Below are 21,760 nucleotides of genomic sequence, written 5' to 3'. Positions count from 1 at the left end.
AAGGGCCGGCATCGCGCCGGCTCGTACAACCTTCTCGAGGAGTTGAAACATGGGTACCCGCTTCACGATCGACCGGCGCAAGTTCCTGGTGGGCGCCGGCAGCCTGGCCATCCTTGCTGGCCTGCAGCCCGCACGCCTGTGGGCCGCGCCGGCCTTCCAGTCCTATCCGTTCGCGCTCGGGGTGGCGTCAGGCGATCCGCATCCAGATGGGTTCCTGATCTGGACGCGGCTGGCGCCCGAGCCATTGGCCGAGAACGCCGGCATGCCGATGTTGGCCGTGCCGGTGCGCTGGGAGGTGTCGGAGGACGAGCAGTTCAACCGGGTGGTCCGCAGCGGGGAAGCACTGGCCCGTCCGGAGCTCGGCCATAGCGTGCATATCGAGGTGGAAGGCCTGCGCCCGCATCGCCCGTACTGGTACCGCTTCCATGTGGCGGGGCAGGCAACCAGTCCGGTCGGCAGGGTGCGCACGGCGCCGGAGGCAGGCACCGCGGTCGAGCGCCTGCGCATAGGCGTGGCCGGCTGCCAGCATTGGGAAGCTGGTCTTTACACCGCCTATCGCCACCTCAGCGAGGAACCGGAGCTGGATGCGGTCTTCCATTACGGTGACTACATCTATGAGGGCAAGGGCAGAGCTGGCAGCACGATCGTCGATGCAGCCGGCAATCCCATCGTGCGCCAGCACGCTGGGGACGAGATCCACACCCTGCATGACTACCGGCGCCGCTACGCCCAGTACAAGACCGATCCCGATCTGCAAGCCGCCCACGCGGCGACGGCGTTCCTGTCGAGCTGGGACGACCATGAGATCGATAACAACTGGGCTGGCGGTGACGATCAGGATGGCACCCCGCCGGAGATTTTCGCCCTGCGCCGACACGCCGCGATGCAGGCCTGGTACGAAAACATGCCGGTGCGCCGCGCGCAGTTCCCGGGGCTGGGCAGCCTGACCATGCATCGCCGCCTTGATTACGGGCAGCTGCTGCGCGTGCATGTGATGGACACACGCCAGTACCGCACCAAGCAGCGCTGCGATGCGACGATGGAGCGGTTGCAGCGTCCGTGCCGTTCGCCGGGTGAGGCCCGTGATGAGCAGATCATCGGCCAGGCCCAGGAACGCTGGCTGGCGCAGGGCCTGGACGGCGCCTTTCGCTGGAACCTGCTGGCCCAGCAGGTGATGATGATGCCCTATCGGTATCCGGACAGCCGCCCTGCCGGGCCGTTGAACACCGATTCCTGGAGTGGATATCCGCATGCGCGGCAGCGGGTGATCGACCTGCTCGCCCAGCACGGCCAGGGCAGTGTCATCGTCGCCACGGGCGACGTGCACAAGCATCACGTCGGCGTCGTGCCTTCGTCTCCGGACGACCTGCTCAGCACGCCGGTCGCGACCGAGTTCGTCACCACCTCGATCTCCTCGGGAGGCGATGGCAGTGACATTCCCGACACCTGGGGAAATGTGCTGGCGGAAAATCCGCACAACGTGCTGCTCAACGACCGCCGTGGTTACCAGGTATTCGACATCGGCCCGGAGCAGTGGCGTACCGACGTGGTTGCCATAGATCGCGTGTCCGCCCCAGGCGGAAGCAAGCGGGTCATTGCCCGCCTGGTGACCGAGCGCGGCCGGCCCGGCGCGGAGCCCGCATGATGGCCCCCCATCAAGCGCCGCGGTGCCGGTGGGAGTGGCTGTGGCCCGTCCTGCTGGCTTTGATGGTGCCCGCTGCCGCCGTCGCTGCCGGCCTGGAGGAGACCGCGGGCAGCAACGTCGTGGGCCAGCCGTTGCCCGCGTGGTCGCCTGGCGAGCTGGACATCCACCACATCAACACCGGGCGTGGCGACGCGCTGCTGTTCGTGTTCCCGGATGGCACCAGCCTGATGAAGGATGCCAGCGGGAAGACCGTCGAGAAAGCGCCCTTCTCGCTGCCGACGAAACCGGACACCTCGCGCCCACCCGGGGAGTGGGTGGCCCGCTACATCCGGCGCGCTTTGCCGGAGGGCGTCGAAGGCCTGGACTATGCGTTGATCTCGCATTTCCATGGCGACCACATGGGTGCCATCGATGCCGGTTCACCGTTGACCGCGACAGGCGGCGGGTACCGGCTCAGCGGCGTTACCCAGGTTGCCGAACTGGTCCCGATCGCCACGCTGATCGACCGTGGGTGGCCGGATTACAGCTATCCGAAGCCGATTGCGACTCCTACGATGGACAATTACCGCCGCTTCGTTGACTGGCAGGTCCGCAACCGCGGCCTGCAGGTGGATCGGTTCCAGCCTGGTGCCGGCGACCAGATCCGGCTGCTGCATGACCCGGCTGCTTATCCCCAGTTCGAGCTGCGCAACCTCTATGCCAATGGCGAGGTCTGGACCGGCCTGGACAGCGGCACGCGCAGCCTGTTCCCGCCGCTGGAGCACCTTGCTCCCGGCGACTATCCGAACGAGAACAAGCTCAGCATCGCCTTCCGCATCAGCTATGGCAGCTTTGATTACTTCTCCGGCGGCGACCTGTCCTCGATCGACGAGGAAACTGCCGCCGCTCCCGCGCCGTGGCTGGACGTGGAGCCGGCGGTGGCGCTGGCCAGCGGTCCCGTCGACGTCATGAAGGCCAACCACCACGGCAGCTGGGACGCCAACAGCATTCCGTTCCTCGCCGCGCTGCGGCCCCGGGCGATCGTGGTGACCGCCCGCGCCGATGGCCATCCAGCCATCAACACCTACCGGCGCATGACCTCGCGCAAGGTGTGGCCCGGCGAGCGCGACATCTTCATCACCGCCGTGTCGCCGGCGACCGCCAGCACCACCTACGGCGTGGAAAGTGCCGCCAGCACGCACGGGCATGTGGTCGTTCGGGTGGAGAAGGGAGGGGGACGGTATCGGATCTTCGTCCTCGACGACGAAAGCGAGGACATGACGGTCAAGGCCGTATCCGGGCCGTATTCCTCGCGCTGATCCGTGGCTGGGGGCGGCGCTGCCCCAGCCTCTCAGCCGGCGCGTTTGCGCAGCCGCTCCAGCACGCCGTCCAGGGTGTCCAGGTCGGCATAGTGGATGACCAGTCGGCCCCTGCCGCCGCGGCCGTGGGCGATGCTGACCTTGGCGCCCAGCGTCTCGGCCAGTTCGTTTTCCAACGTGGCGATATCGGCCTGCTGCGGGCGTGGCTTGGCGCTGGTGCGACCGTGCTTGCCGGGGACGCGGCCCTCGGCGAACTGCTGGGCGCGATGCTCCACCTCGCGCACCGACCAGCCGTGTTCGGCGGCTTCGGCGGCCAGCTTGCTGGCCAGCTCCGGCGCCAGGGTGAGCAGAGCGCGGGCATGGCCCATTTCCAGCCGCCGCTCCTGCAGCAGCTTGCGGATCGCCGGCGGCAGTTCCAGCAGGCGCAGCAGGTTGGAGACTGCCGCGCGCGAGCGCCCCACCGCCGCGGCGGCCTGGGCATGGGTGAGCATGAATTCCTCGATCAGCCGCGCCAGCGCCTCGGCTTCTTCCAGCGGATTGAGGTCTTCGCGCTGGATGTTCTCGATCAGCGCCATCGCCACCACGGTGCGATCGTCGACCTCGCGCACCACCGCCGGTATCTCGGTCAGTCCGGCCCGGCGCGAGGCGCGCCAGCGGCGCTCGCCAGCGATGATTTCCCAGGTGCGGCCGCTGCCCGAGCGGATCTCACGCACTACGATCGGCTGGATCACGCCCTGGGCCTTGATCGACTCGGCCAGTTCGTCCAGCTTGTCCTCGCTCATGGTCCGGCGCGGCTGGTATTTGCCTGGCGCCAGCGCGTCGATCGGCAGGTTCTGCAGGGTGTCGCCGGGACCGGCTTCCAGTACCGGGGCGGTTTCGGCCGCCTTGGTCCCGAGCAATGCCTCCAGGCCGCGTCCCAGTCCGCGCTTCTTGGCAGGCGCCTTTTTAGCCGTGGGAGCGGTCATGCCGCTTTCTCCTTCTGTTCGCGCTCGCGCTGGCGGCGGATGATCTCGCCGGCCAGCCCGAGGTAGGCGATCGCTCCGCGTGATGAACGGTCGTAGCCGACGATGCTCTGCCCGTGGCTGGGCGCTTCGGCCAGGCGCACGTTGCGCGGCACGATGGTGCGGAACACCTTGTCGCCAAAATGTTCGACCAGCTCGTTGGACACGGCGTTGGTCAGGTTGTTGCGCACATCGAACATGGTCCGCAGCACGCCTTCGATTTCCAGCCCCGGGTTGAGCCGCGAGCGCACCGCCTCGATGGTCTCCATCAGCGCGCTGATCCCTTCCAGCGCGTAGTACTCGCACTGCATGGGCACCAGCACCGAATCGGCGGCGGTGAGCGCGTTGAGGGTGAGCAGCGACAGCGCCGGGGGGCAGTCGATGATGATGTAGTCGTAGCGGGGCCGCAGCGGGCCGAGCGCCTGCTTGAGCCGCTGTTCGCGGTTCTCGGCTGCCATCAGCTCGATCTCGGCGGCGGTCAGGTCGGTGTTGCCGGGCAGCAGGTCATAGCCCTCGGCCGTCTCGCTGATCGCATCTTCGGCATGCAGCTCGCCCAGCAGCACATCACAGGTGGAAGCCTGCAGGTCGCGCTTGTCCACGCCGCTGCCCATGGTGGCGTTGCCCTGGGCGTCCAGGTCCACCAGCAGCACCCGCTTCGGGATGCCGGCAAGCGCGGCCGCCAGGTTGACCGCGGTGGTGGTCTTCCCGACGCCACCCTTCTGGTTGGCAATGGCAATGATGCGGGCCATGGGCTCCCCGGTCCGATGTATGGATCCGGACCGCAGGATGGCGGGCCGGTCGATCATTATGCCCAAGTGCCGCGGCGACGTAAGGGACGCGTTGTCCGGCTCCCGTCTCAGCCCGGTGCGTGGACCACCACCAGATGCCGTTCCGCGGCCAGGCCCGGGACCTGGAGCGGGGTGATGTCGCCTGCTCTCCAGCCTTCGGGCAGGGCGGCGATTTCCTCGTCCGGGCGCACGCCCTTGAGGGCCAGCAGGCGGCCGCCGGGACGCAGCAGGTGGCCGCCGACGGCAACGATGTCGGCCAGGGTGGCCAGGGCACGTGCGGTGATGGCGTCGAACTGTCCCGGCATGTCGAGGGCTTCGGCACGGCATTCGTGCACGGTCGCGTTGGACAGGCCCAGGGTGCGCACCGCCTGGCGTATGAAGCGGGCCTTCTTGCCGTTCGATTCCACCAGTTCCACCTGCAGCGAGGGCCGTGCCAGTGCCAGCGGGATCCCTGGCAGGCCTGCGCCTGCGCCCAGGTCTGCCAGCCTGCCCACGCCGTCCAGGTGCGGGGCCAATACCAGCGAGTCGAGCAGGTGCAGGGTCACCATCTCGTGCGGGTCGCGGATGGCGGTGAGGTTGTAGGTCCGGTTCCAGCGCACCAGCAGGGCCAGATAATCCAGCAGCGGCTGTGCCAGTGCCGGGTCCATGCCCAGCGTCGCCAGGCCGGAGTCCAGCGAATCGCGCAGGGCGGGGTCGAAGGTGTTGGTCATCGCCCTATTGTAGGAGCCGGCGGCCTTACAGCGTCCGGTGCCAGGCCAGGGTCGCCAGATAATTGGGGGCGGGCTCGAAGGCCTGCAGAGTCCAATCGCCTGGCGCGCCCAGTTCCGGGTCGCAGTCCAGCAGCACCAGTCGATCATCGCGCTCGCCGAATTCGAGCCGGTGCAGGCCGAAAGCGATGCCGCGGCCGTGGGCCTTGAGCATGGCTTCCTTGGCACACCAGATACGCACGAACACCGCTTCACGCAGCGGGCCGGACAGGCGTTGCAGCCAGTCGGCCTCCGACGGGCTGAAGTAGCGCCGGGCCAGCTCCAGGGCCCGCGGCCGCGGGCGTGCCCACTCCAGGTCGCAGCCCAGGCGCACGCCATGGCCAAGCGCCATCAACAGCCCTTCGCCGCTGTGGCTCCAGCTGGTGTCGTGTCCTTCGTGGGCGGGGCCGAGGCACGGCCGGCCCCGCGGGTCGCGGTCCAGCTGCAGCTCATCGGCAGCCAGGCGCAGCTCATCCTGCAGCCAGGTGCGCACGATCGGTTCGGCGGCTTCGCCACGGCGGTAAGGCCGCCAGGCGCAGCGGACGCGTTCGAACTTGATCTGGCCTGCAGTCAGGGACATGAAGGGGAATTGGGGAGATTGGGGGTGCGGCAGCGTAAGCTATCGCCGTTTCGGCGTGGGTACGCCGCAGGTCCAACAGCATAGACATGTCCGCAGTCATCGACGATCCCGCGCGTTCCGGTTCCGCCGGCACCAAGCTGCCCCTGGTCTCCGGCGTCCCCGCGCGCCTGCTGGCGCTGGTGGCCGGCCAACCGGTCAACCTGGGGGAGTTCCTCGATCAGGTGCGCGCAGTTGCGGCGCTGCTGCCCGAGGCTGGCCATGCGGTGAACCTGTGCGAGGACCGCTACCGCTTCCTGGTGGCATTCTGCGCGGTGGCACTGCGGGGGCAGACCACGCTGATGCCACCCTCGCGAACTCCGGCTGCGATTGAGCAGGTGCGGCAGCGGTATCCGGACAGCTATTGCATCGGTGATGGCCATGCGTGCGGCTGCGGACCCCTGGAGGCGGGGCACTACATGCGCCTGCCCGATTCGCTGCCGCGCCAGCATGGACCATTGCCGCTGATCGACGCCGATGCCGTGGTGGCGATCGGCTTCACCTCCGGCAGCACCGGCGAGCCCGAAGCCAATGCCAAGACCTGGGGCTCGTTCGTTCGCAGCAGCGGCCAGAACGTGGCGGCGCTGGAGGGCTTGTGGCCGGCCGGCGCCCAGCCGCACGTGGTGGCCACGGTCCCACCGCAGCACATGTATGGCATGGAGATGTCGGTGCTGCTGCCCTTGCTTGGCGGAGCGGCGGTGCATGCCGGGCGCCCGTTTTTCCCGGCCGACATCGCTGCGGCGCTGAGCCAGCTGCCGGGTCACCGGGTGCTGGTGACCACCCCGGTGCACCTGCGCGCGCTGGTCGAATCCGGTGCCGCTCTGCCGCCGCTGTGCGGCATCGTCAGCGCCACGGCGCCGATGCCTCCCGAGTTGGCGGCTGCTGCCGAGGCATGCTTCCGCACCGAGGTGCGGGAGCTGTTCGGTTCCACCGAAACCTGCATCATTGCCCGCCGCCGCACCTCCCGGGAGCAGACCTGGACGCTGCTGCCCGGTGTACGCCTGCAGCCCAGGCCGGACGGCACTCTGGTACAGGCGCCACACCTGGCCCACCCCGTGGTCCTTGCCGACCTGGTGGAACTGCATGGGGCGGACCGTTTCAGCCTGCGTGGTCGTCGCGCAGACCTGCTCGAGGTGGCCGGCAAGCGTGCTTCGCTCGGGGAACTGACCCGGCAGCTGCTGGCCATTCCCGGAGTGCATGACGGTGTGGTGCTGCAGCTGGACGAGACAGGCTCGGGAGGGGTTCGGCGGATCGCCGCGGTTGCCGTGGCACCGGAGCTTGACGAGCGCGCCATCCTGGACGCGCTGCGGCGCGTGGTGGATCCGGTCTTCCTGCCGCGGCGCCTGCGCCTGGTCCCTGCGCTGCCGCGCAACGAGACCGGAAAGCTGCCGCGGACGGCGTTGCTGCAGCTGCTTGCGGCAGAGACTGCGGAATGAGCTGCGCCGAACCCGGGCGCGGGCGGGCCCGGCTTTTACCTCAGTAAAGCACCCGCGTGCGCAGGGTGCCGGGAATCGCGGCCAGCGCCGCGCGCAGTTCGGCGGCCTGCTCCTCGCTGGCGCTCACGTCGATCACCACGTAACCCACCTTGGCATCGGTACGCAGGTACTGGCCGTCAATGTTGATCCCGCGCCCGCTGAATACCTCGTTCGCCTGTGACAGTACGCCGGGCACGTTGCGGTGGATGTGCAGGATCCTGCGGCTGCCCTCATGGCCGGGCAGGGCCACCTCGGGGAAGTTCACCGCCGACAGGGTGGAGCCGTTGTCGCTGTAGCGGAGCAGCTTGGCTGCCACCTCCACGCCAATGTTGTCCTGCGCCTCCAGGGTGCTGCCGCCCACGTGCGGGGTGAGCAGTACGTTGTCCAGCCCGCGCAGCGGGGATTCGAACTGTTCGTCCTGGCCTTTTGGCTCGACCGGGAACACATCCACGGCCGCCCCGCCCAGTTGGCCGCTGCGCAGCGCTTCGGCCAGCGCATCCACGTCGACCACGGTGCCGCGCGAGGCGTTGAGCAGATGCGCGCCCGGGCGCATGCGCGCAATCTGCGCCGCCCCAAGGAGGTGGCGGGTGCCTGGGGTCTCAGGCACGTGCAAGCTCACCACGTCGCTGCGGGCCAGCAGGTCGTCGAAGCCGGCCGCTGCGCGCGCGTTGCCCAGCGCCAGCTTGGTCTCGATGTCATGGAACAGCACCTGCATGCCCAGTGATTCGGCCATCAGGCCCACCTGGGTGCCGATGTGGCCATAGCCCACGATGCCCAGCGTCTTGCCGCGCACCTCGTGGCTGCCGTCGGCGTTCTTCGACCAGCCGCCGCGGTGGCATTCGGCGTTACGGCGCGGGATGCCGCGCATCAGCATGATGGTCTGGCCGATGACCAGCTCGGCCACGCTGCGGGTATTTGAATACGGCGCATTGAACACCGGGATGCCGGCCAGCTGCGCCGCTTCCAGGTCCACCTGGTTGGTGCCGATGCAAAAGCAGCCGATCGCGATCAGCTTGCGCGCGTGCGCCAACACCTCGGCGTCGAGCTGGGTGCGCGAGCGGATGCCGACCAGGTGGGCGCTGGAAATCGCCTCGTTCAGTGCATCGCCCGACAGGGACTTGTCGCGGCAGTCGACCAGGCTGTAGCCGGCGCCATGGAAGGCGTCGACGGCGCTTTGGCTGACGCCCTCCAGCAGCAGCACGCGGATGTCCTGTCTGGGGAAGGAAGTCTTGGCCATCGTCGGAAAAGCACCGCAGCGGGACAGGGGATGCACTATGCTTGCGCCGACGCTGCACCGCAACATCCGGCAGAGCCGGGGGAGCCGACGAGTCCTGATGAACGCTTCGATTGTTGACAGCCTGCGCCTTGCGGTTCCCGGCCTGCCGGTGAAAACCGAGGCGGCGGACCTGGAGCATTACGGGCGTGACTGGACCCGTCACTGGCCACCGGCCCCCCTGGCAATCGCCCTGCCCGACAGCGTGGAGCAGGTGCAGGCCGTGGTGCGCTGGGCCAATGAGCAGCACGTGGCCATCGTGCCCTCCGGCGGGCGCACCGGACTGTCCGGTGGCGCGGTGGCGGCCAACGGCGAGCTGGTGGTGAGCCTGGAACGCATGAACCGCGTGCTCGGCTTCGATGCGGTCGATCGCACGCTCACCGTGCAGCCAGGCGCGGTGCTGCAGGCGGTGCAGGACGCCGCGCGCGGACATGGCCTGACCTATCCGGTGGATTTCGGCGCGCGGGGCTCCTGCACCATCGGCGGCAATATCGCCACCAATGCCGGCGGCATCCGCGTGATCCGTCATGGCAATACCCGCGACTGGATCGCCGGACTGAAGCTGGTGACTGGCAGCGGAGAACTGCTCGAGCTCGGCCGCAGCCTGGTCAAGGACGCCAGCGGCTACGACCTGCGCCAGCTGCTGATCGGCTCGGAGGGGACGCTCGGCATCGTGGTCGAGGCCACGCTCAGGCTTACCGATCCGCCGCCCCAGGCGCAGACCATGCTGCTGGCGGTGCCGTCGTTTGACGTGCTGATGGACGTGTTCGCCCTGTTCCGTTCGCAGCTGAAGCTGCAGGCTTTTGAATTCCTCACCGATCGCGGCCTGCACCACGTGCTGGAACACGGCGGAACGAATCCCTTTGACGTCGTGCACCCCTGGTACGTGCTGACCGAATACGACGCCGCGGCGGAGTCCGACGAGGCCGCTGCCCTGGCCGTGTTCGAACAGGCGGCGGAGCGCGGCTGGGTGCTGGATGGCGTGATCGCTGCCAGCCATGAACAGGCAAGCCAGCTGTGGCGCCTGCGCGAGGGCATCACCGAAGCGACCGCACGCTGGCGCCCGTACAAGAACGACGTCTCGGTGCGGGTGGCGGCCATGCCCGCGTTCCTGGCCGAGGCCCAGGCCCTGCTGGGCGAGGCCTATCCGGATTTCGACGTGGTCTGGTTCGGCCACATCGGCGACGGCAACCTGCACATCAACGTGCTCCAGCCCGAGGGCCTGGCCGACGATGAATTCATGCGCCGCTGTGCCCACGTGACCGAGCTGCTGGCCGGGCTGCTGCAGCGCCATGGCGGCAGCATCTCGGCCGAACACGGGGTGGGCCTGTTGAAGCAGCCCTACCTCGGCAGCAGCCGCAGCGCCGCCGAAGTGGCGCTCATGCGCGGCATTCGCAGTGCCTTCGATCCGAATGGACTAATGAATCCCGGCAAGATCTTCGACTGACACCCAACCGACGCACCCCTCCTGTAGGAGCGCGTCGTACGCGCGAAGCCGCGTGACGTTGGTCGGCGCCGAACCATTGGAGGTGTGTGCCAAACCGGCGCCGGCGCGCAGGCTCCGGACGCCGCGCGGCAGCGGGGTCTCCATCTTGAATCAGGTGTCACGCGGCTTCGCGCGCATGGCGCGCTCCTACAGAAGCCCGACAGCACGCCCCGCTCCGGGGCCGTGCGCCACGGAATCAGGCGATCTGCACCCATGCCGGGGCGTGGTCGCTGGGGCGCTCCCAGGTGCGGGTGTCGCGGTCGATGCCGGAAGCCACGGCGCGATCCTTGAGAGCGTCCGACACCAGGGTCAGGTCGATGCGCAGGCCCATGTCGCGACGGAAGGCCGCCTGGCGGTAGTCCCACCAGCTGAAGATCCCGCCTTCGTCATGGTGCAGGCGGAACGCATCGTGCAGGCCCAGGTCCAGCAGGCGCTTGAGATGGGCGCGCTCGGCGGTGGAAGTGAGGATGTGCCCGTCGTTCCACACTTCTGGATCGTGCACGTCGCGGTCATCGGGCGCGATATTGAAGTCGCCCATCACCACGGCTTCCGGATGCGCCTTCAGCTCGGCGGCCACCCAGTCGTGCACCGCGTCCAGCCAACGCATCTTGTAGGCGTACTTGTCGGTGCCCACGTCCTGGCCGTTGACCACGTACAGGTTGATGATGCGGATGCCGTTGACCGTGGCGGCGATCACGCGCTTCTGGTCGTCCTCGAAGCCGGGGATGCCCATCTGCACATCGGTGATTTCATGGCCGCGGGTCAGGATCGCCACGCCGTTGTAGGTCTTCTGGCCGTGGAACACGTTGCGATAGCCGAGCTCGTCCAGCACCGCCGCCGGGAAACGCTCGTCGTCGAGCTTGGTTTCCTGCAGGCCGACCACATCGGGCACGGACTCCTGCAACCAGCGCTCCAGGTGCGGCAGGCGCACGTTGAGGGAGTTCACGTTCCAGCTGGCGATCTTCACAGGCGTTCCTTGGTGCAGGGGATCAGGGATTGTAGGCAACCGCGGCAAAGAGCACCTCAGCCGACCAGCCTGCGCAGCCGGGGTGCCAGCCCGGCTGCCGGAGCGGTTACCCTGTGGCGATGAACATCAGACCCTATCGAGACAAGGTTCCGGCGCTCGGCGAGCGCGTCTATATTGATCCGGCCGCGACGGTGATCGGCGACGTGGCCCTGGCCGACGACGTGTCGATCTGGCCCGGCACCGTGATCCGCGGCGACGTGAACCACGTGCGCATCGGCGCACGCACCAACATCCAGGACGGCAGCGTGATCCACGTCAGCCATGCCGGCCCGCACACGCGCCTGGATGGCTACCCGACCATCATCGGCGCCGACGTGACCGTCGGCCACAAGGCCGTGGTGCATGCGTGCAGCATCGGTGACGGCTCGCTGGTGGGCATGGGCGCGCTGATCCTGGATGGCGCGGTGATTGGAAAGCACGCCTTCGTCGGCGCCGGTGCGCTGGTGGCGCCGGGCAAGACGGTCGGCGAGGGCGAGCTGTGGGTCGGCAGTCCGGCGCGCCGGGTGCGCAAGCTCAGCGATGCCGAGATCGAAGGCCTGATCTACAGCGCCGGACACTACGTGCGGTTGAAGGACGAATACCTCGCCGGCTTCGCCGCGGGCTGAGCCTCAGTCGGCGGTGGCCAGGCTCGCCTGGCGCCCGCGCAGGCTGGCGTACACCTCGTCGGTCTGCGGGCGTACGTCATGCCAGTAGAAGAAGCTTTCCGCGGCCTGCTCGACCAGCATGCCCAGCCCGTCGACGGCGTGCAGCGCCCGCGCTGCACGGGCCCAGGCCAGGAACGGCGTTGCCGCTTCGCCGTAGTTGAGGTCCACCGCCGCCGCGCGGTTGGCCACCAGTGACATCGGCAGCGGCGGCAGTCCCGAGCCCCGCGCGGCCGAGGTGGCCTGGATGATCAGGGTGAAATCGCCCAGCTTGCCCAGGTCGTCCATGTAGCGCGCATGCGTCCGGTCCGGCTCGCCCATGGCATCGACCAGGGCGTCGGCCCGTTCCGGGGTGCGGTTGACCACGTACAGCTCGCCGATGCCGGCATCCAGCAGGGCCGGGGCCACGCCGCGCGCTGCACCGCCCGCACCGATCAGCAGCGTCCGACGGCCGCGCAGGTCCAGGCCGTGACGGTCGGTGAGGTCGCGCACCAGGCCGCGGCCATCGGTGTTCAGCCCGTGCCAGCCGCCGTCGCGGCGGACCAGGGTGTTGACCGCGCCGCTGCGCTGGGCGTGTTCGCCCAGGCTGTCGCACTGGTCAATGGCCAGCTGCTTGAGCGGCAGGGTGATGTTGGCACCGGCGCCCCCTTCCTCGGCGAACCGGGCCAGCAGCTCCGGGAACTGCTCCGGCAGCGCTTCGATGGCGCTGTAATCCATCTGGATCCCGCGATCGCGGGCAAAGGCCGCGTGGATGGTCGGTGACAGCGTGTGGGCGACGGGATGGCCGAACAGCGCGTAGCGGGGCGCGAGATCGGGATCGGGATGCGTGCTCATGGCGGACCTCCCTGAGGTGGTCCAGCCAGTCTACTCCCGCCGGTGGGGTCAGGCGTCTTCGCGCAGCCAGCGGGCCGCGTCGGGGGCGAAGTAGGTGAGCACGCCATCCGCGCCGGCGCGCTTGAAGGCCACCAGGGCCTCCATGGCGCAGGCGCGCTCGTCCAGCCAGCCGTTGGCGGCGGCGGCCTTGAGCATCGCGTACTCGCCGCTGACCTGGTAGGCGAAGGTCGGCATGCCAAAGGTGTCACGCACCCGGCGGATCACGTCCAAGTATGGCATGCCGGGCTTGACCATCACCATGTCCGCGCCTTCCTGCAGGTCCAGCTCCACTTCGCGCAGCGCTTCCTCGCCGTTGGCGGGGTCCATCTGGTAGGTGGTCTTGTCGGCCTTGCCCAGCGCCGCCGACGATCCGACCGCGTCGCGGAACGGGCCGTAGAAGGCGCTGGCGTACTTGGCCGAGTAGGCCATGATCCGGGTGTGGATGTGGCCCCCGGCCTCCAGCGCATCGCGGATGGCGCCGATGCGCCCGTCCATCATGTCGCTGGGCGCCACCACGTCGGCACCGGCCTGGGCGTGGGAAAGCGCCTGCTTGACCAGCACTTCGACAGTCTCGTCGTTGAGCACGTAGCCGGTGTCGTCCAGCAGGCCGTCCTGGCCGTGGGCGGTATACGGGTCCAGGGCGGCGTCGGTGATCAGACCCAGCTCCGGGAAGCGCTGCTTGAGTGCCCGCAGCGCGCGCTGCACCAGTCCCTCAGGATCCCAGGCAGCGGCGGCGTCGAGCGATTTGGCTTCCGGCGCGGTGACCGGGAACAGGGCCAGCGCGGGGATCTTCAGTTCGCAGGCCTGCTCGCCCAGGCGCAGCAGTTCGTCGATCGATACCCGCTCCACGCCGGGCATGGAAGGCACCGGCGCGCGTCCGTCGAGCTCGTGCACGAACACCGGCCAGATCAGGTCGTTGGTGGTCAGCACGTGCTCACGCATGAGCCGGCGGGAAAAGTCATCGCGGCGCATCCGCCGCGGACGGATCGGGAGTCTGTTCATCCATCCATTCTACGCCGCGGCGCCTGTACAGGCCGGGCGCGGGCCCGGGTTCAGCCGTGTACGCCGTCGATTTCCACGATCAGCTCGCGCCGGCAGATGACGGCGTGCAGCACGATGTGCGGCACCCGGTCACCGAAACGCTCGTCCAGGGCGCGGGCCACCACCGGCAGGTCTTCGCGATCGCGCACGTACACCTTCAACCGGGTGCCTGCGCCAAAGCGCGCCGGCAGCTCCGGGCGGCCGCGCCGGGCGGAGGCCAGCAGCGCATCGAAGTTGGCGAAGGTCTCCTCCAGCTGGGCCAGCAGCTCGCCTTCGTGCTGCGAAGCGTGGCCCACGATGGCCGCAGTACCCGAGAGCAGCAACGGGATGTCGGCGCCTGCGGCCGGCAGCATGGCCCGGGCAAAGCTGGGCGGCTGCGGGCCGTACTGGCGCGGGTAGCAGTAGGCGTTGATCTGGCGCGGGTTTTCCACTGGCGTGCCCGGCTCGGCCGCCGAGAGCCAGTACATCTGCAGGATCCGTGTGTCGTCGCAGCGGCCGATGCCGGTTGCTGCGGGCAGCCGGTCGGGATCGAAGCTGCCCATTCCGTCGGCGCGGCCCAGGCAGAACTGGCGATAGCGCTCGTCATCACCGTCGCCAAGGGTGATCGCGTCCAGGTAGTTCCAGATCCGCAGCATGTGCGGTGTGGCGCCCGCTTGCAGGTGGCTGCCCAGGGTCTGGTAGCCGCGGCGTGCGGCTTCATTGATCCCGATGCCGGCCTCGTCCACCTCGATCACGCCGAACGAGAGCCGTCCGTCGGTGGCCCAGGCGATCTCGCCGTCACGGCCGTAGCGGACGGGGGCGTCCGTGCGCCAGACTTCCAGCGGCGCCTCACCCCACGGTTCCAGTGGAATGCGCAGGTAGCGCGGATCGTCGCTGTGCGGTGCCTGGCTGCCGAAACCGAACACGGCCAGCACGCCGGGTTCGGCCAACAGCGCGTCCGCCGCCTGTCCGTAAACGTAGTCCACGCGCAGCCGTGCGCCGTGTCCGCCTGTTTCCTGCTGCGCATCACGCGCTGACTGCACTTGCTGGTTCAACATTCTTCTGCTTGCTGCTCGCCGTCTGGTTCGGCCCATGCCATCATTCCGGGCGCGCATCATAGCGCGACGCTGCTTTCAGTCCCTGACCTTCGAACCCGGAAATGAGCATGTCCAACCAGGCCCCAGCCGAACGTGAACTGGCCGAACTGCTGGTCGAGAGCCTGAACCTTGAGGACGTGCAGCCCGGCGAAATCGATCCCGACGCGCCGCTGTTCAACGCCGGGCTGGGGCTGGATTCGATCGACGCGCTGGAGCTGTCGCTGGCGATCAGCAAGCGCTACGGCTTCCAGCTGCGCTCGGACAACGAGGAAAACCTGCGCATCTTCGCCTCGCTGCGGGCGCTGGCCGAGCACGTGCAGCAGCATCGGGCTGGTTGAACGCCGTCCAGCCTGCGGCCGTTGAACCGGCCGCCAATCCTGTGATCCTCGCTGTCGAAGTTGCCCTGGTGGTGTGTTACGGCGTGCTTGCGCACCTGTCCAGCGCCCGCGACAGCCATCTGCTGGCGCTGGCCGCGCTGCTGGCCCTGGTGCTGATGATGCTGGCTTCGCCACTGGCAGCGCGGCGCATCTGGGCGTGGATTTCGCTGCCGCTGTTGGCGGCTGCATGTTGGGTGGTGTACCGGGCTGGCCTTGCGCCCGTGCCCCTGCTGCTGGTGCCGGTGGCCTTCATCGGCCTGGTGGCGTGGATGTTCGGGCGCACCCTGGTGCCGGGGCGGGTTCCGCTGATCACCCGCATCGCCAGCATTGTTGAAGATGTCCCGGATGCGGCCGACGCGCCGGCACTGGAGGCCTATACCCGCTGGCTCACCACGGCCTGGGCGGTGCTGCTGGTGGTGCTGGGCGTGGTCAACCTGGTGTTGGCGATGATCGCCACCCCGGAGGGACTGCTGGCGCGGCTGGGCGTCGCGGCGCCGGTCACGATCACCCACGTGCAGTGGTCGTGGTTCGCCAATCTATTCAATTACGGCATCGTCGCCGGGTTCTTCATCCTCGAGTTCCAGCTGCGCAAGCTGCGATTCCCCGGCCGGTTTCCCAGCTTCTTCCGGTTCCTGCGCCAGATGGGCGGGCTGGGACCTGCGTTCTGGCGCGATCAGCTGCGCTGAGGTGGTGCGACTTGCAGCGGCGGGTGCCACGTGGTGCCATGACGCTCCGTACGAGGCAGGGAAGTGCCCATGAGTCATGGAGTTGAAGCTGCTGAAGGCCAATCGGCGCTGCCGCGCTGGGGCTGGGCGGCGCTCAACCTGCTGCAGTTCGTCTTCACCCTGGCCTGGACCATGGGGTGCGTGAGCCTGGCGCTGCTGGTGTACGCGCTCACCGGGGGGCGGCGCAGGGTGCCGCTGCGGATGGCCTCGTGGCTGTGGGCGTCCGGGCTGCTGCGCGCGTCGGGCGGCAGGTTCGAAGTTGAAGGGCTGGAGCGGGTCGACTGGTCGCAGCCCTATGTGCTGGTGGCCAACCACCAGTCGGTGCTCGATATCTGCGCGCTGTTCCGGGCGGTGCCGGTGCCGCTGCGGTTCCTCTTGAAGCAGGAAATGACCCGGGTGCCGTTCGTCAACTGGTACGCGAAGGCCATGGGGATGGTGTTCATCCCCCGCGACGACCGTCGCGGGGCAACGCAGGCCCTGCGCCGGTCGGCGGAGTTGGTCCGCTCGGGCGCGGTCCTGTGCATCTTCCCGGAGGGCACCCGCAGCCGCGACGGCACGTTCGGGCGGTTCAAGCCCGGGGCGTTCCAGGTGGCGATTGAATCGGGTGCCAGGGTGCTGCCGGTGGCGCTGGAAGGCACCGGAGCCGTGCTGCCGCCGGATGGCGCATTCCGCGCGCGCCCGGGCCTGATCCGGGTCCGCTTCGGTACTCCGCTGGAGCTGCATGCCGACGGCGGGCCGCTGGACCGCCAGCAGCTGGCGGCCCGCGCCCAGGACGCGGTGGAAGGGCTGCTGCGCGACGGCTGATCCGCCGGACCTGCGCGGTCGGGGGGGAGGCGCGCATTGGTATGCTTCCGCTGATGTCCCGCTGCTTTCCGCCCGCATGCTGCTGACCATTCCGCACGACCATCCTTCCCTGCCGGGGCATTTCCCCGGGCGCCCGGTGGTGCCCGGCGTCGTGGTGCTGGAGCGGGTATTGGCAGCAATCGAGGCGGAACACGGCCCGCTGCCGGCGCTGCGCCTGCCGCAGGTGAAGTTCCAGCGCCCGCTGCTGCCCGGCGAACAGGCGCGCATCCATCTTGAACAATCCGCCCCGGGGCGCTGGCGTTTCCAGGTGCTGTGCGGCGAGGCGGTGGTGGCCAGCGGAGCCGTGGCCAACGATGCCGTGACCGGTGCTGCTGTGACCAGCGGTGACGTGGTGGCGGACGCCGGATGAGCGCGGAATGGAAGCGTCGCCGCGAGGGCGGTGGCCGGCTGGCCGTGCGCCTGATCCTGGCCGTGGCCAAGGGGGGCGGTCGCGGGTTCACCCGCCTGTTCCTGGTGCCGATCACACTGTATTTCATGCTGCGGCGGCCGGCGGAGCGGCGTGACTCGCGTGCCTATCTCAGCCGGGTGTTCGGCCGCCCGGCGCGCCTGCATGAAGTGGCGCGCCACATCCACACCTTCGCCTCCACCATCCTTGATCGCAGCTTCCTGCTGAGCGAGGACTTCCGGCGCTTCCAAGTCAACGTGCACGGCATTGAAAAGCTCCAGCAGCGGGTCGAACACGGGCGCGGGGTGCTGCTGTTCGGCTCGCACCTGGGCAGCTTCGAGTCGTTGCGGGTGCTGGCCCGCCAGCGGCCTGATTACAAAATCCGGGTGGTGCTGGACAAGGCCCACAGCGCCGCCGTGACCCAACTGCTGGATGAGCTCAATCCCGAGGTGGCCGCCACGGTCATCGACGCCGGGCAGCCAGGACCGACGATCATGCTGCAGATCCAGCAGGCGCTGCAGGAAGGCGCCATCGTGGCCCTGCTGGTTGATCGCGCGCAGCCGGGAGGCGCGGTGGAGCAGGTGCCTTTCCTCGGTGATCCGGCGGGGTTCCCGCTGGCGCCATGGCAGATCGCCGCCGTGCTCAAGGTGCCGGTGGTGCTGGCGTTCGGCCTGTATCGCGGTGGCAACCGCTACGATCTGGTGTTCGAGTCGTTCAGCGACGGCATCGACCTGCCACGGCGCGAACGGGCTGCCGCGATTCCGGCGCTCATCCGGCGTTACGCCGAGCGGCTGGAACATCATGTGCGCGATGCACCCTGGAACTGGTTCAATTTCTACGACTTCTGGAAGGATGACGATGCTGGCAGCGACCCGGAAAGCACCCAGGCCGGCGATCCTCGCCGCCGCAACGCTGGCGTGCCTGTTGGCACCGGCGTGGGCAATGGCCCAGGCGGTCAAGGCTGATCCGATCGACAGTGGCCAGATCCTGCGCCAGATGGCGCAGCCGACCGCGGCGGTGAGCACCCCGTTCGTGGAACTGCGCGAGTCGGAACTGCTGGATGCGCCGCTGAAGATCAGCGGTGAATACCGCCGCTTGGAAGGCAACTCCCTGGTGCGCGAGGTCCGTTCGCCCTACGCCGAAACCACCACGTTGAAGGACGGCCGCGCCACCGTGGAGCGCGCCGGACGCTCACCGCGCAGCTTCTCGCTCGCGCGCGCGCCGGAGCTGGCCGGACTGCAGGACACCTTCGGCGCGCTGTTGGCCGGTGACCGCGAGGTGCTGGAAGAAAACTTCGCGGTCGGGGCCTGGGGGGCCGTCGATGGCTGGACCATGACCATGGCCCCGCGCGACCGCGCCCTGGCCCGGCGCGTCCAGGGCATCACCCTGTTCGGCGCGAACGACGAGCTGCGCTGCATTGAAACCCTGGGCACCGATGACAGCCTGCAGCGGACCCTGCTGGGCAGCGCCGCGGTGGCGGCGGCCGAGGTGGACACTGCGGAAGGCTTCGAGCGCCTGTGCCGTTCCGGCGCCAGCGACTGATGTCCCCGCGGCTGCGGCTTGTCCTCGCCCTGTGCTGGTTGGGGCTGCTGGTGGTGTCCGCGCTGCTGGTATCGCGACACCTGCACCTGAGCGGTGACCTGCGCGCCTTCATGCCGGCGCCGGACACGCCAGAGCAGAAGCTGCTGATTGACGAGCTGGGAGATGGGCCGGGTGCGCGGCTGCTGCTGCTGGCGATCGGCGGCGCTGATCCGGAAACGCTGGCGATGCAGTCGCGCGCGCTGCAGGCCGCGCTGGATGGCGATGCCCGCATCGAGCTGGTGGCCAACGGCAGCGAAGCCGAGGCGGGGCTGGATGCGATCCCCGAGCGCCTGCGTCCCTACCGCTACCTGCTCAGTCCCGGTCTGGATGAGCGCCCGCTGGATGAGACGGTGCTGCGCGAGGCGCTCGAGGACCGGCTGCAGGACCTGGGCTCGCCGGCGGGCGCGCTGGTGGAGCCGCTGCTGCCATTTGATCCAACGCTGGAAATCGCCACCCTGGCCGAGGCCTGGGAGCCGGCGGGGGCGCCGCAGCGGATCGACGGGGTGTGGTTCACCCGCGTGGGTGACGAGGCCCTGCTGCTGGTGCGCACGCGCGATGCCGGCTTCGATCCGTCCGCGCAGGGCGGCGTGGTCCAGGCCATCAATGACGCGTTCGCCGAGGTGAGCGCTGACACGGCCACCTCGCTGGTGATGACCGGGCCGGGCGTGTTCTCGGTGGAGATCGGTGCCCGCACCGCGCGCGAGGCGGCGCGGATCGGGATCATTGGCAGCATCGGGCTGGTGCTGCTGTACGGGCTTGCGTACCGCAGCGGGCGGCTGTTGCTGCTGGGCGTGCTGCCGCTGGCCAGCGCCGCGCTGGCCGGGATTGCCGCCGTGGCCGCCATGTACGGCGGCATGCATGGCATCACCTTGGCGTTCGGGTTCACCCTGATCGGGGTGGCCCAGGATTATCCCGTGCACCTGTTCAGCCACCTGCGGCCGGACGAGCCGCCGCGGGCCACCGTGCGCGCGCTGTGGCGCACCCTGCTGACCGGCGTGGTGTCCACCTGCATCGCCTATCTCACCTTCTTCTTCTCCGGCGTGGACGGGCTGCAGCAGCTGGCGGTATTCACCATCGTCGGCCTGTTCACCGCCGCCCTGACCACGCGCTTCCTGCTGCCACCGCTGCTCGATCCGCGCCCGGTGGACGCCGCTGACAGCCGCTGGGCGCGCTCGCTTGCCGGTGCCATCGATGCCATCCCGCGGCCGCAACCGCGGGTCGGTGCCGGGCTGATGGCGGCGCTGGCCGTGGCCGCCATCGCAGTGACCGTGCTGGCCCCCGGTCCGTTCTGGGAAAACGACCTGTCCCGCCTGACCCCCGTGCCCGAAGAGGGCCTGGCCGAAGACGGCCGCCTGCGCGGCGAGCTGGGCGCGCCCGACGTGCGCTACCTGCTGGCGGTCGACGGAGCGGATCCGGAACACGCGTTGCAGGCCTCCGAGCGCGTTTTGCCGGCCCTGGAGCAACTGGTGGAAGAAGGCGCCATCAGCGGTTACGAAATCGCCGCCCGCTACCTGCCCAGTGCCGCTACCCAGCAGGCGCGCCAGGCCCGGCTGCCTGCAAGCGCTGCGCTGCGCACCGACCTGGAAGCCGCCACGGCGGGCAGTCCCTTCCGTGCGGGCGTGTTCGCCCCGTTTCTTGCCGACGTTGAAACTGCGCGCACCGCAGCGCCGCTCCGCCCCGGTGATCTGGCCGGCACGCCGCTGGAGGCGGTGGTGTCCAGCCTGCTGGTGCAGACGGAAGACGGCCGCACGACCGCGCTGGCCACCCTGGGCGGGCTGGAGGATCCAGTCGCCGTGGCCGCCCGGCTCGAGGCGGCAGGCGCACGCCTGCTGGACCTCAAGGAGACTTCGGAATCCCTGGTCCAGACCTGGCGCGGCCGCGTGCTGGCAGCGCTGGGCATCGCCGGGCTGCTGCTGACAGCCACGGTATGGATCGCCCTGCGCGCCCCGCGACGCGTTGCCCGGGTGCTGGTGCCAATGGCGTTCACCCTGGTGCTGACCCTGGCGATGCTGCGCGGCTTCGGCGTGGAGCTGACCCTGTTCCATCTGGTGTCACTGGTGCTGGGCGCGGGGCTGGGGCTGGACTACGCGCTGTTCTTCGAGCGCGCCGGCAGCGACCGCCGCGAGCAGCTGCGGACCCTGCACGCGATCGTGGTGTGCGGATCGATGACCGCGCTGGTGTTCGGGCTGCTGGCGCTGTCTTCGATCCCGGTGCTGCGCGCAATCGGGGTGACGGTGGCGATCGGGGTGGTGGGCAACTTCATCCTCGCACTGCTGATCGCCAGGCGGCCTGCCGGGACGGCAGAAGAGGTCGGCGGCGGGGTGGGGCTGATGGAGCGGGGCGCATGATCGGACGCGAAGAAATCCTGGCGATGATTCCCCACCAGGGCGCGATGTGCCTGTGGGACCGGGTGCTGGAGTGGGATGCCGAGTCCATCCGCGTCGAGGCCGGCAACCATCGCAATGCGGACCATCCGCTGCGGGCCGACGGCCGCCTGCGTGCGGTGCACCTGTGCGAATACGGCGCCCAGGCCATGGCCGTCCACGGCGGGCTGCTGGCGCGTGAATCCGGTGGCGTTGCCCCGCCCGGCATGCTGGTGGCCCTGCGCGGGGTGGAACTGCACCTTTCCCGCATTGATGGCCTGGCCGGTGAGCTCGAATGCCATGCCCAGGTACTGGCCCAATCCCCAACGACCCAGCAATACGCCTTCCACATCACCCACGGCGGAACCCTGCTCGCCGAAGGCCGCGCCGCCGTCATGCTGGCTCCGGACGCGCCGCCGGCATAAACCAACGAACCACAACGATCGTCACGCGGCTTCGCGCGCATGGCGCGCTCCTAC

Annotated in this window: 22 protein-coding genes; 13 read left to right on the top strand and 9 right to left on the bottom strand. The window is 69.1% G+C overall.

Going from position 1 to position 21,760, the window contains the following annotated elements:
- The first annotated feature begins 49 nt into the window (after nucleotides 1-49).
- Both ACW7G2_RS12655 and ACW7G2_RS12650 read left to right on the top strand, forming a co-directional pair.
- The gene (locus ACW7G2_RS12655; protein WP_456976335.1) at nucleotides 50-1,645 is read left to right on the top strand and encodes an alkaline phosphatase D family protein; all 1,596 of its coding nucleotides are present in this window, start codon (nucleotides 50-52) and stop codon (nucleotides 1,643-1,645) included.
- Nucleotides 1,645-2,943: a ComEC/Rec2 family competence protein gene (locus ACW7G2_RS12650; protein ID WP_456976333.1), complete on the top strand. Its 1,299-nt coding sequence runs from the start codon at nucleotides 1,645-1,647 to the stop codon at nucleotides 2,941-2,943. Before ACW7G2_RS12655 ends, ACW7G2_RS12650 begins: the two co-directional genes overlap by 1 nt.
- A gap of 32 nt (nucleotides 2,944-2,975) precedes the next feature.
- On the opposite strand, the gene ACW7G2_RS12645 is transcribed toward ACW7G2_RS12650, so the two are convergent.
- The 4 genes from ACW7G2_RS12645 to ACW7G2_RS12630 all read right to left on the bottom strand — a co-directional run bounded on the left by ACW7G2_RS12645 (nucleotide 2,976) and on the right by ACW7G2_RS12630 (nucleotide 6,058).
- Nucleotides 2,976-3,908 (bottom strand): ParB/RepB/Spo0J family partition protein, encoded by a 933-nt coding sequence (locus ACW7G2_RS12645; RefSeq protein ID WP_456976331.1) that lies wholly within the window; start codon nucleotides 3,906-3,908, stop codon nucleotides 2,976-2,978.
- The gene (locus ACW7G2_RS12640; protein WP_456976329.1) at nucleotides 3,905-4,693 is read right to left on the bottom strand and encodes a ParA family protein; all 789 of its coding nucleotides are present in this window, start codon (nucleotides 4,691-4,693) and stop codon (nucleotides 3,905-3,907) included. Before ACW7G2_RS12640 ends, ACW7G2_RS12645 begins: the two co-directional genes overlap by 4 nt.
- Nucleotides 4,694-4,800: 107 nt before the next feature.
- A complete protein-coding gene (rsmG, locus tag ACW7G2_RS12635; protein ID WP_456976327.1) occupies nucleotides 4,801-5,442 on the bottom strand; it encodes a 16S rRNA (guanine(527)-N(7))-methyltransferase RsmG in 642 nt (213 codons plus the stop codon).
- Nucleotides 5,443-5,467: 25 nt separating this feature from the next.
- Nucleotides 5,468-6,058, bottom strand: coding sequence for a 4'-phosphopantetheinyl transferase family protein (locus ACW7G2_RS12630; RefSeq protein WP_456976325.1), 591 nt, complete (start codon nucleotides 6,056-6,058; stop codon nucleotides 5,468-5,470).
- 86 nt (nucleotides 6,059-6,144) lie between these two features.
- On the opposite strand from ACW7G2_RS12630, the gene ACW7G2_RS12625 reads away from it, so the two are divergent.
- Entirely contained in the window at nucleotides 6,145-7,530 is a 1,386-nt protein-coding gene (locus ACW7G2_RS12625; protein WP_456976323.1) for an AMP-binding protein, read from the top strand.
- 40 nt (nucleotides 7,531-7,570) lie between these two features.
- Here the strand turns inward: ACW7G2_RS12625 and serA are convergent, their stop codons facing one another.
- Nucleotides 7,571-8,806: a phosphoglycerate dehydrogenase gene (serA, locus tag ACW7G2_RS12620; RefSeq protein ID WP_456976321.1), complete on the bottom strand. Its 1,236-nt coding sequence runs from the start codon at nucleotides 8,804-8,806 to the stop codon at nucleotides 7,571-7,573.
- A gap of 97 nt (nucleotides 8,807-8,903) precedes the next feature.
- Here serA and ACW7G2_RS12615 point away from each other — a divergent pair, with 97 nt between their 5' ends.
- Nucleotides 8,904-10,289: an FAD-binding oxidoreductase gene (locus tag ACW7G2_RS12615; protein WP_456976319.1), complete on the top strand. Its 1,386-nt coding sequence runs from the start codon at nucleotides 8,904-8,906 to the stop codon at nucleotides 10,287-10,289.
- A 235-nt stretch (nucleotides 10,290-10,524) separates the two neighbouring features.
- Here ACW7G2_RS12615 and xth read toward each other — a convergent pair whose 3' ends face one another.
- Nucleotides 10,525-11,295 carry an exodeoxyribonuclease III gene (gene xth / locus ACW7G2_RS12610; RefSeq protein WP_456976317.1) on the bottom strand — a complete coding sequence of 257 codons (771 nt, stop codon included), beginning with the start codon at nucleotides 11,293-11,295 and terminating at the stop codon, nucleotides 10,525-10,527.
- Between the two features lie 119 nt (nucleotides 11,296-11,414).
- On the opposite strand from xth, the gene ACW7G2_RS12605 reads away from it, so the two are divergent.
- Complete coding sequence (locus ACW7G2_RS12605) at nucleotides 11,415-11,960, top strand: gamma carbonic anhydrase family protein (protein WP_456976315.1); 546 nt, start codon at nucleotides 11,415-11,417, stop codon at nucleotides 11,958-11,960.
- Nucleotides 11,961-11,963: 3 nt separating this feature from the next.
- Here ACW7G2_RS12605 and aroE read toward each other — a convergent pair whose 3' ends face one another.
- Genes aroE through ACW7G2_RS12590 form a run of 3 tightly spaced genes read right to left on the bottom strand, consistent with a single transcriptional unit; the run spans nucleotide 11,964 to nucleotide 14,947 of the window.
- Nucleotides 11,964-12,830, bottom strand: a complete 867-nt coding sequence (gene aroE, locus ACW7G2_RS12600; protein ID WP_456976313.1) for a shikimate dehydrogenase — start codon at nucleotides 12,828-12,830, stop codon at nucleotides 11,964-11,966.
- 48 nt (nucleotides 12,831-12,878) lie between these two features.
- Nucleotides 12,879-13,871, bottom strand: coding sequence for a porphobilinogen synthase (gene hemB, locus ACW7G2_RS12595; RefSeq protein ID WP_456976311.1), 993 nt, complete (start codon nucleotides 13,869-13,871; stop codon nucleotides 12,879-12,881).
- A 50-nt stretch (nucleotides 13,872-13,921) separates the two neighbouring features.
- Nucleotides 13,922-14,947, bottom strand: coding sequence for a chorismate transformation enzyme, FkbO/Hyg5 family (locus ACW7G2_RS12590; protein ID WP_456976309.1), 1,026 nt, complete (start codon nucleotides 14,945-14,947; stop codon nucleotides 13,922-13,924).
- Nucleotides 14,948-15,054: 107 nt separating this feature from the next.
- Between ACW7G2_RS12590 and ACW7G2_RS12585 the strand changes: the two genes are divergently transcribed.
- From ACW7G2_RS12585 to ACW7G2_RS12550, 8 genes are all read left to right on the top strand, one after another.
- Complete coding sequence (locus ACW7G2_RS12585) at nucleotides 15,055-15,324, top strand: phosphopantetheine-binding protein (protein WP_456976307.1); 270 nt, start codon at nucleotides 15,055-15,057, stop codon at nucleotides 15,322-15,324.
- A complete protein-coding gene (locus ACW7G2_RS12580) occupies nucleotides 15,321-16,049 on the top strand; it encodes a ketosynthase (protein WP_456976305.1) in 729 nt (242 codons plus the stop codon). The genes ACW7G2_RS12585 and ACW7G2_RS12580 overlap by 4 nt, the downstream gene beginning before the upstream one ends.
- A 69-nt stretch (nucleotides 16,050-16,118) precedes the next feature.
- Entirely contained in the window at nucleotides 16,119-16,892 is a 774-nt protein-coding gene (locus ACW7G2_RS12575) for a lysophospholipid acyltransferase family protein (protein WP_456976303.1), read from the top strand.
- Nucleotides 16,893-16,968: 76 nt separating this feature from the next.
- Nucleotides 16,969-17,301, top strand: a complete 333-nt coding sequence (locus ACW7G2_RS12570; protein WP_456976301.1) for a hypothetical protein — start codon at nucleotides 16,969-16,971, stop codon at nucleotides 17,299-17,301.
- Entirely contained in the window at nucleotides 17,298-18,302 is a 1,005-nt protein-coding gene (locus tag ACW7G2_RS12565) for an LpxL/LpxP family acyltransferase (RefSeq protein ID WP_456976299.1), read from the top strand. Before ACW7G2_RS12570 ends, ACW7G2_RS12565 begins: the two co-directional genes overlap by 4 nt.
- Nucleotides 18,280-18,879 carry a LolA-related protein gene (locus ACW7G2_RS12560; RefSeq protein WP_456976297.1) on the top strand — a complete coding sequence of 200 codons (600 nt, stop codon included), beginning with the start codon at nucleotides 18,280-18,282 and terminating at the stop codon, nucleotides 18,877-18,879. The genes ACW7G2_RS12565 and ACW7G2_RS12560 overlap by 23 nt, the downstream gene beginning before the upstream one ends.
- The gene (locus ACW7G2_RS12555; RefSeq protein WP_456976295.1) at nucleotides 18,879-21,266 is read left to right on the top strand and encodes an MMPL family transporter; all 2,388 of its coding nucleotides are present in this window, start codon (nucleotides 18,879-18,881) and stop codon (nucleotides 21,264-21,266) included. Before ACW7G2_RS12560 ends, ACW7G2_RS12555 begins: the two co-directional genes overlap by 1 nt.
- Nucleotides 21,263-21,706 (top strand): phosphotransferase, encoded by a 444-nt coding sequence (locus tag ACW7G2_RS12550; protein WP_456976293.1) that lies wholly within the window; start codon nucleotides 21,263-21,265, stop codon nucleotides 21,704-21,706. Before ACW7G2_RS12555 ends, ACW7G2_RS12550 begins: the two co-directional genes overlap by 4 nt.
- Nucleotides 21,707-21,760: the final 54 nt, after the last annotated feature.

This window comes from Luteimonas sp. A277, from assembly GCF_054052045.1.
The sequence above is the reverse complement of the archived record's forward strand: the minus strand, read 5'-3'. Positions and strand labels throughout refer to the sequence as shown.

Coding starts and splice junctions, on each gene's coding strand:
- ACW7G2_RS12655 (WP_456976335.1), top strand. CDS start 50: ATGGGTACCCGCTTCACGATCGACCGGCGCAAGTTCCTGGTGGGCGCC.
- ACW7G2_RS12650 (WP_456976333.1), top strand. CDS start 1,645: ATGGCCCCCCATCAAGCGCCGCGGTGCCGGTGGGAGTGGCTGTGGCCC.
- ACW7G2_RS12645 (WP_456976331.1), bottom strand. CDS start 3,908: ATGACCGCTCCCACGGCTAAAAAGGCGCCTGCCAAGAAGCGCGGACTG.
- ACW7G2_RS12640 (WP_456976329.1), bottom strand. CDS start 4,693: ATGGCCCGCATCATTGCCATTGCCAACCAGAAGGGTGGCGTCGGGAAG.
- rsmG (WP_456976327.1), bottom strand. CDS start 5,442: ATGACCAACACCTTCGACCCCGCCCTGCGCGATTCGCTGGACTCCGGC.
- ACW7G2_RS12630 (WP_456976325.1), bottom strand. CDS start 6,058: ATGTCCCTGACTGCAGGCCAGATCAAGTTCGAACGCGTCCGCTGCGCC.
- ACW7G2_RS12625 (WP_456976323.1), top strand. CDS start 6,145: ATGTCCGCAGTCATCGACGATCCCGCGCGTTCCGGTTCCGCCGGCACC.
- serA (WP_456976321.1), bottom strand. CDS start 8,806: ATGGCCAAGACTTCCTTCCCCAGACAGGACATCCGCGTGCTGCTGCTG.
- ACW7G2_RS12615 (WP_456976319.1), top strand. CDS start 8,904: ATGAACGCTTCGATTGTTGACAGCCTGCGCCTTGCGGTTCCCGGCCTG.
- ACW7G2_RS12605 (WP_456976315.1), top strand. CDS start 11,415: ATGAACATCAGACCCTATCGAGACAAGGTTCCGGCGCTCGGCGAGCGC.
- aroE (WP_456976313.1), bottom strand. CDS start 12,830: ATGAGCACGCATCCCGATCCCGATCTCGCGCCCCGCTACGCGCTGTTC.
- hemB (WP_456976311.1), bottom strand. CDS start 13,871: ATGAACAGACTCCCGATCCGTCCGCGGCGGATGCGCCGCGATGACTTT.
- ACW7G2_RS12590 (WP_456976309.1), bottom strand. CDS start 14,947: ATGTTGAACCAGCAAGTGCAGTCAGCGCGTGATGCGCAGCAGGAAACA.
- ACW7G2_RS12585 (WP_456976307.1), top strand. CDS start 15,055: ATGTCCAACCAGGCCCCAGCCGAACGTGAACTGGCCGAACTGCTGGTC.
- ACW7G2_RS12575 (WP_456976303.1), top strand. CDS start 16,119: ATGAGTCATGGAGTTGAAGCTGCTGAAGGCCAATCGGCGCTGCCGCGC.
- ACW7G2_RS12570 (WP_456976301.1), top strand. CDS start 16,969: ATGCTGCTGACCATTCCGCACGACCATCCTTCCCTGCCGGGGCATTTC.
- ACW7G2_RS12565 (WP_456976299.1), top strand. CDS start 17,298: ATGAGCGCGGAATGGAAGCGTCGCCGCGAGGGCGGTGGCCGGCTGGCC.
- ACW7G2_RS12560 (WP_456976297.1), top strand. CDS start 18,280: ATGGCCCAGGCGGTCAAGGCTGATCCGATCGACAGTGGCCAGATCCTG.
- ACW7G2_RS12555 (WP_456976295.1), top strand. CDS start 18,879: ATGTCCCCGCGGCTGCGGCTTGTCCTCGCCCTGTGCTGGTTGGGGCTG.
- ACW7G2_RS12550 (WP_456976293.1), top strand. CDS start 21,263: ATGATCGGACGCGAAGAAATCCTGGCGATGATTCCCCACCAGGGCGCG.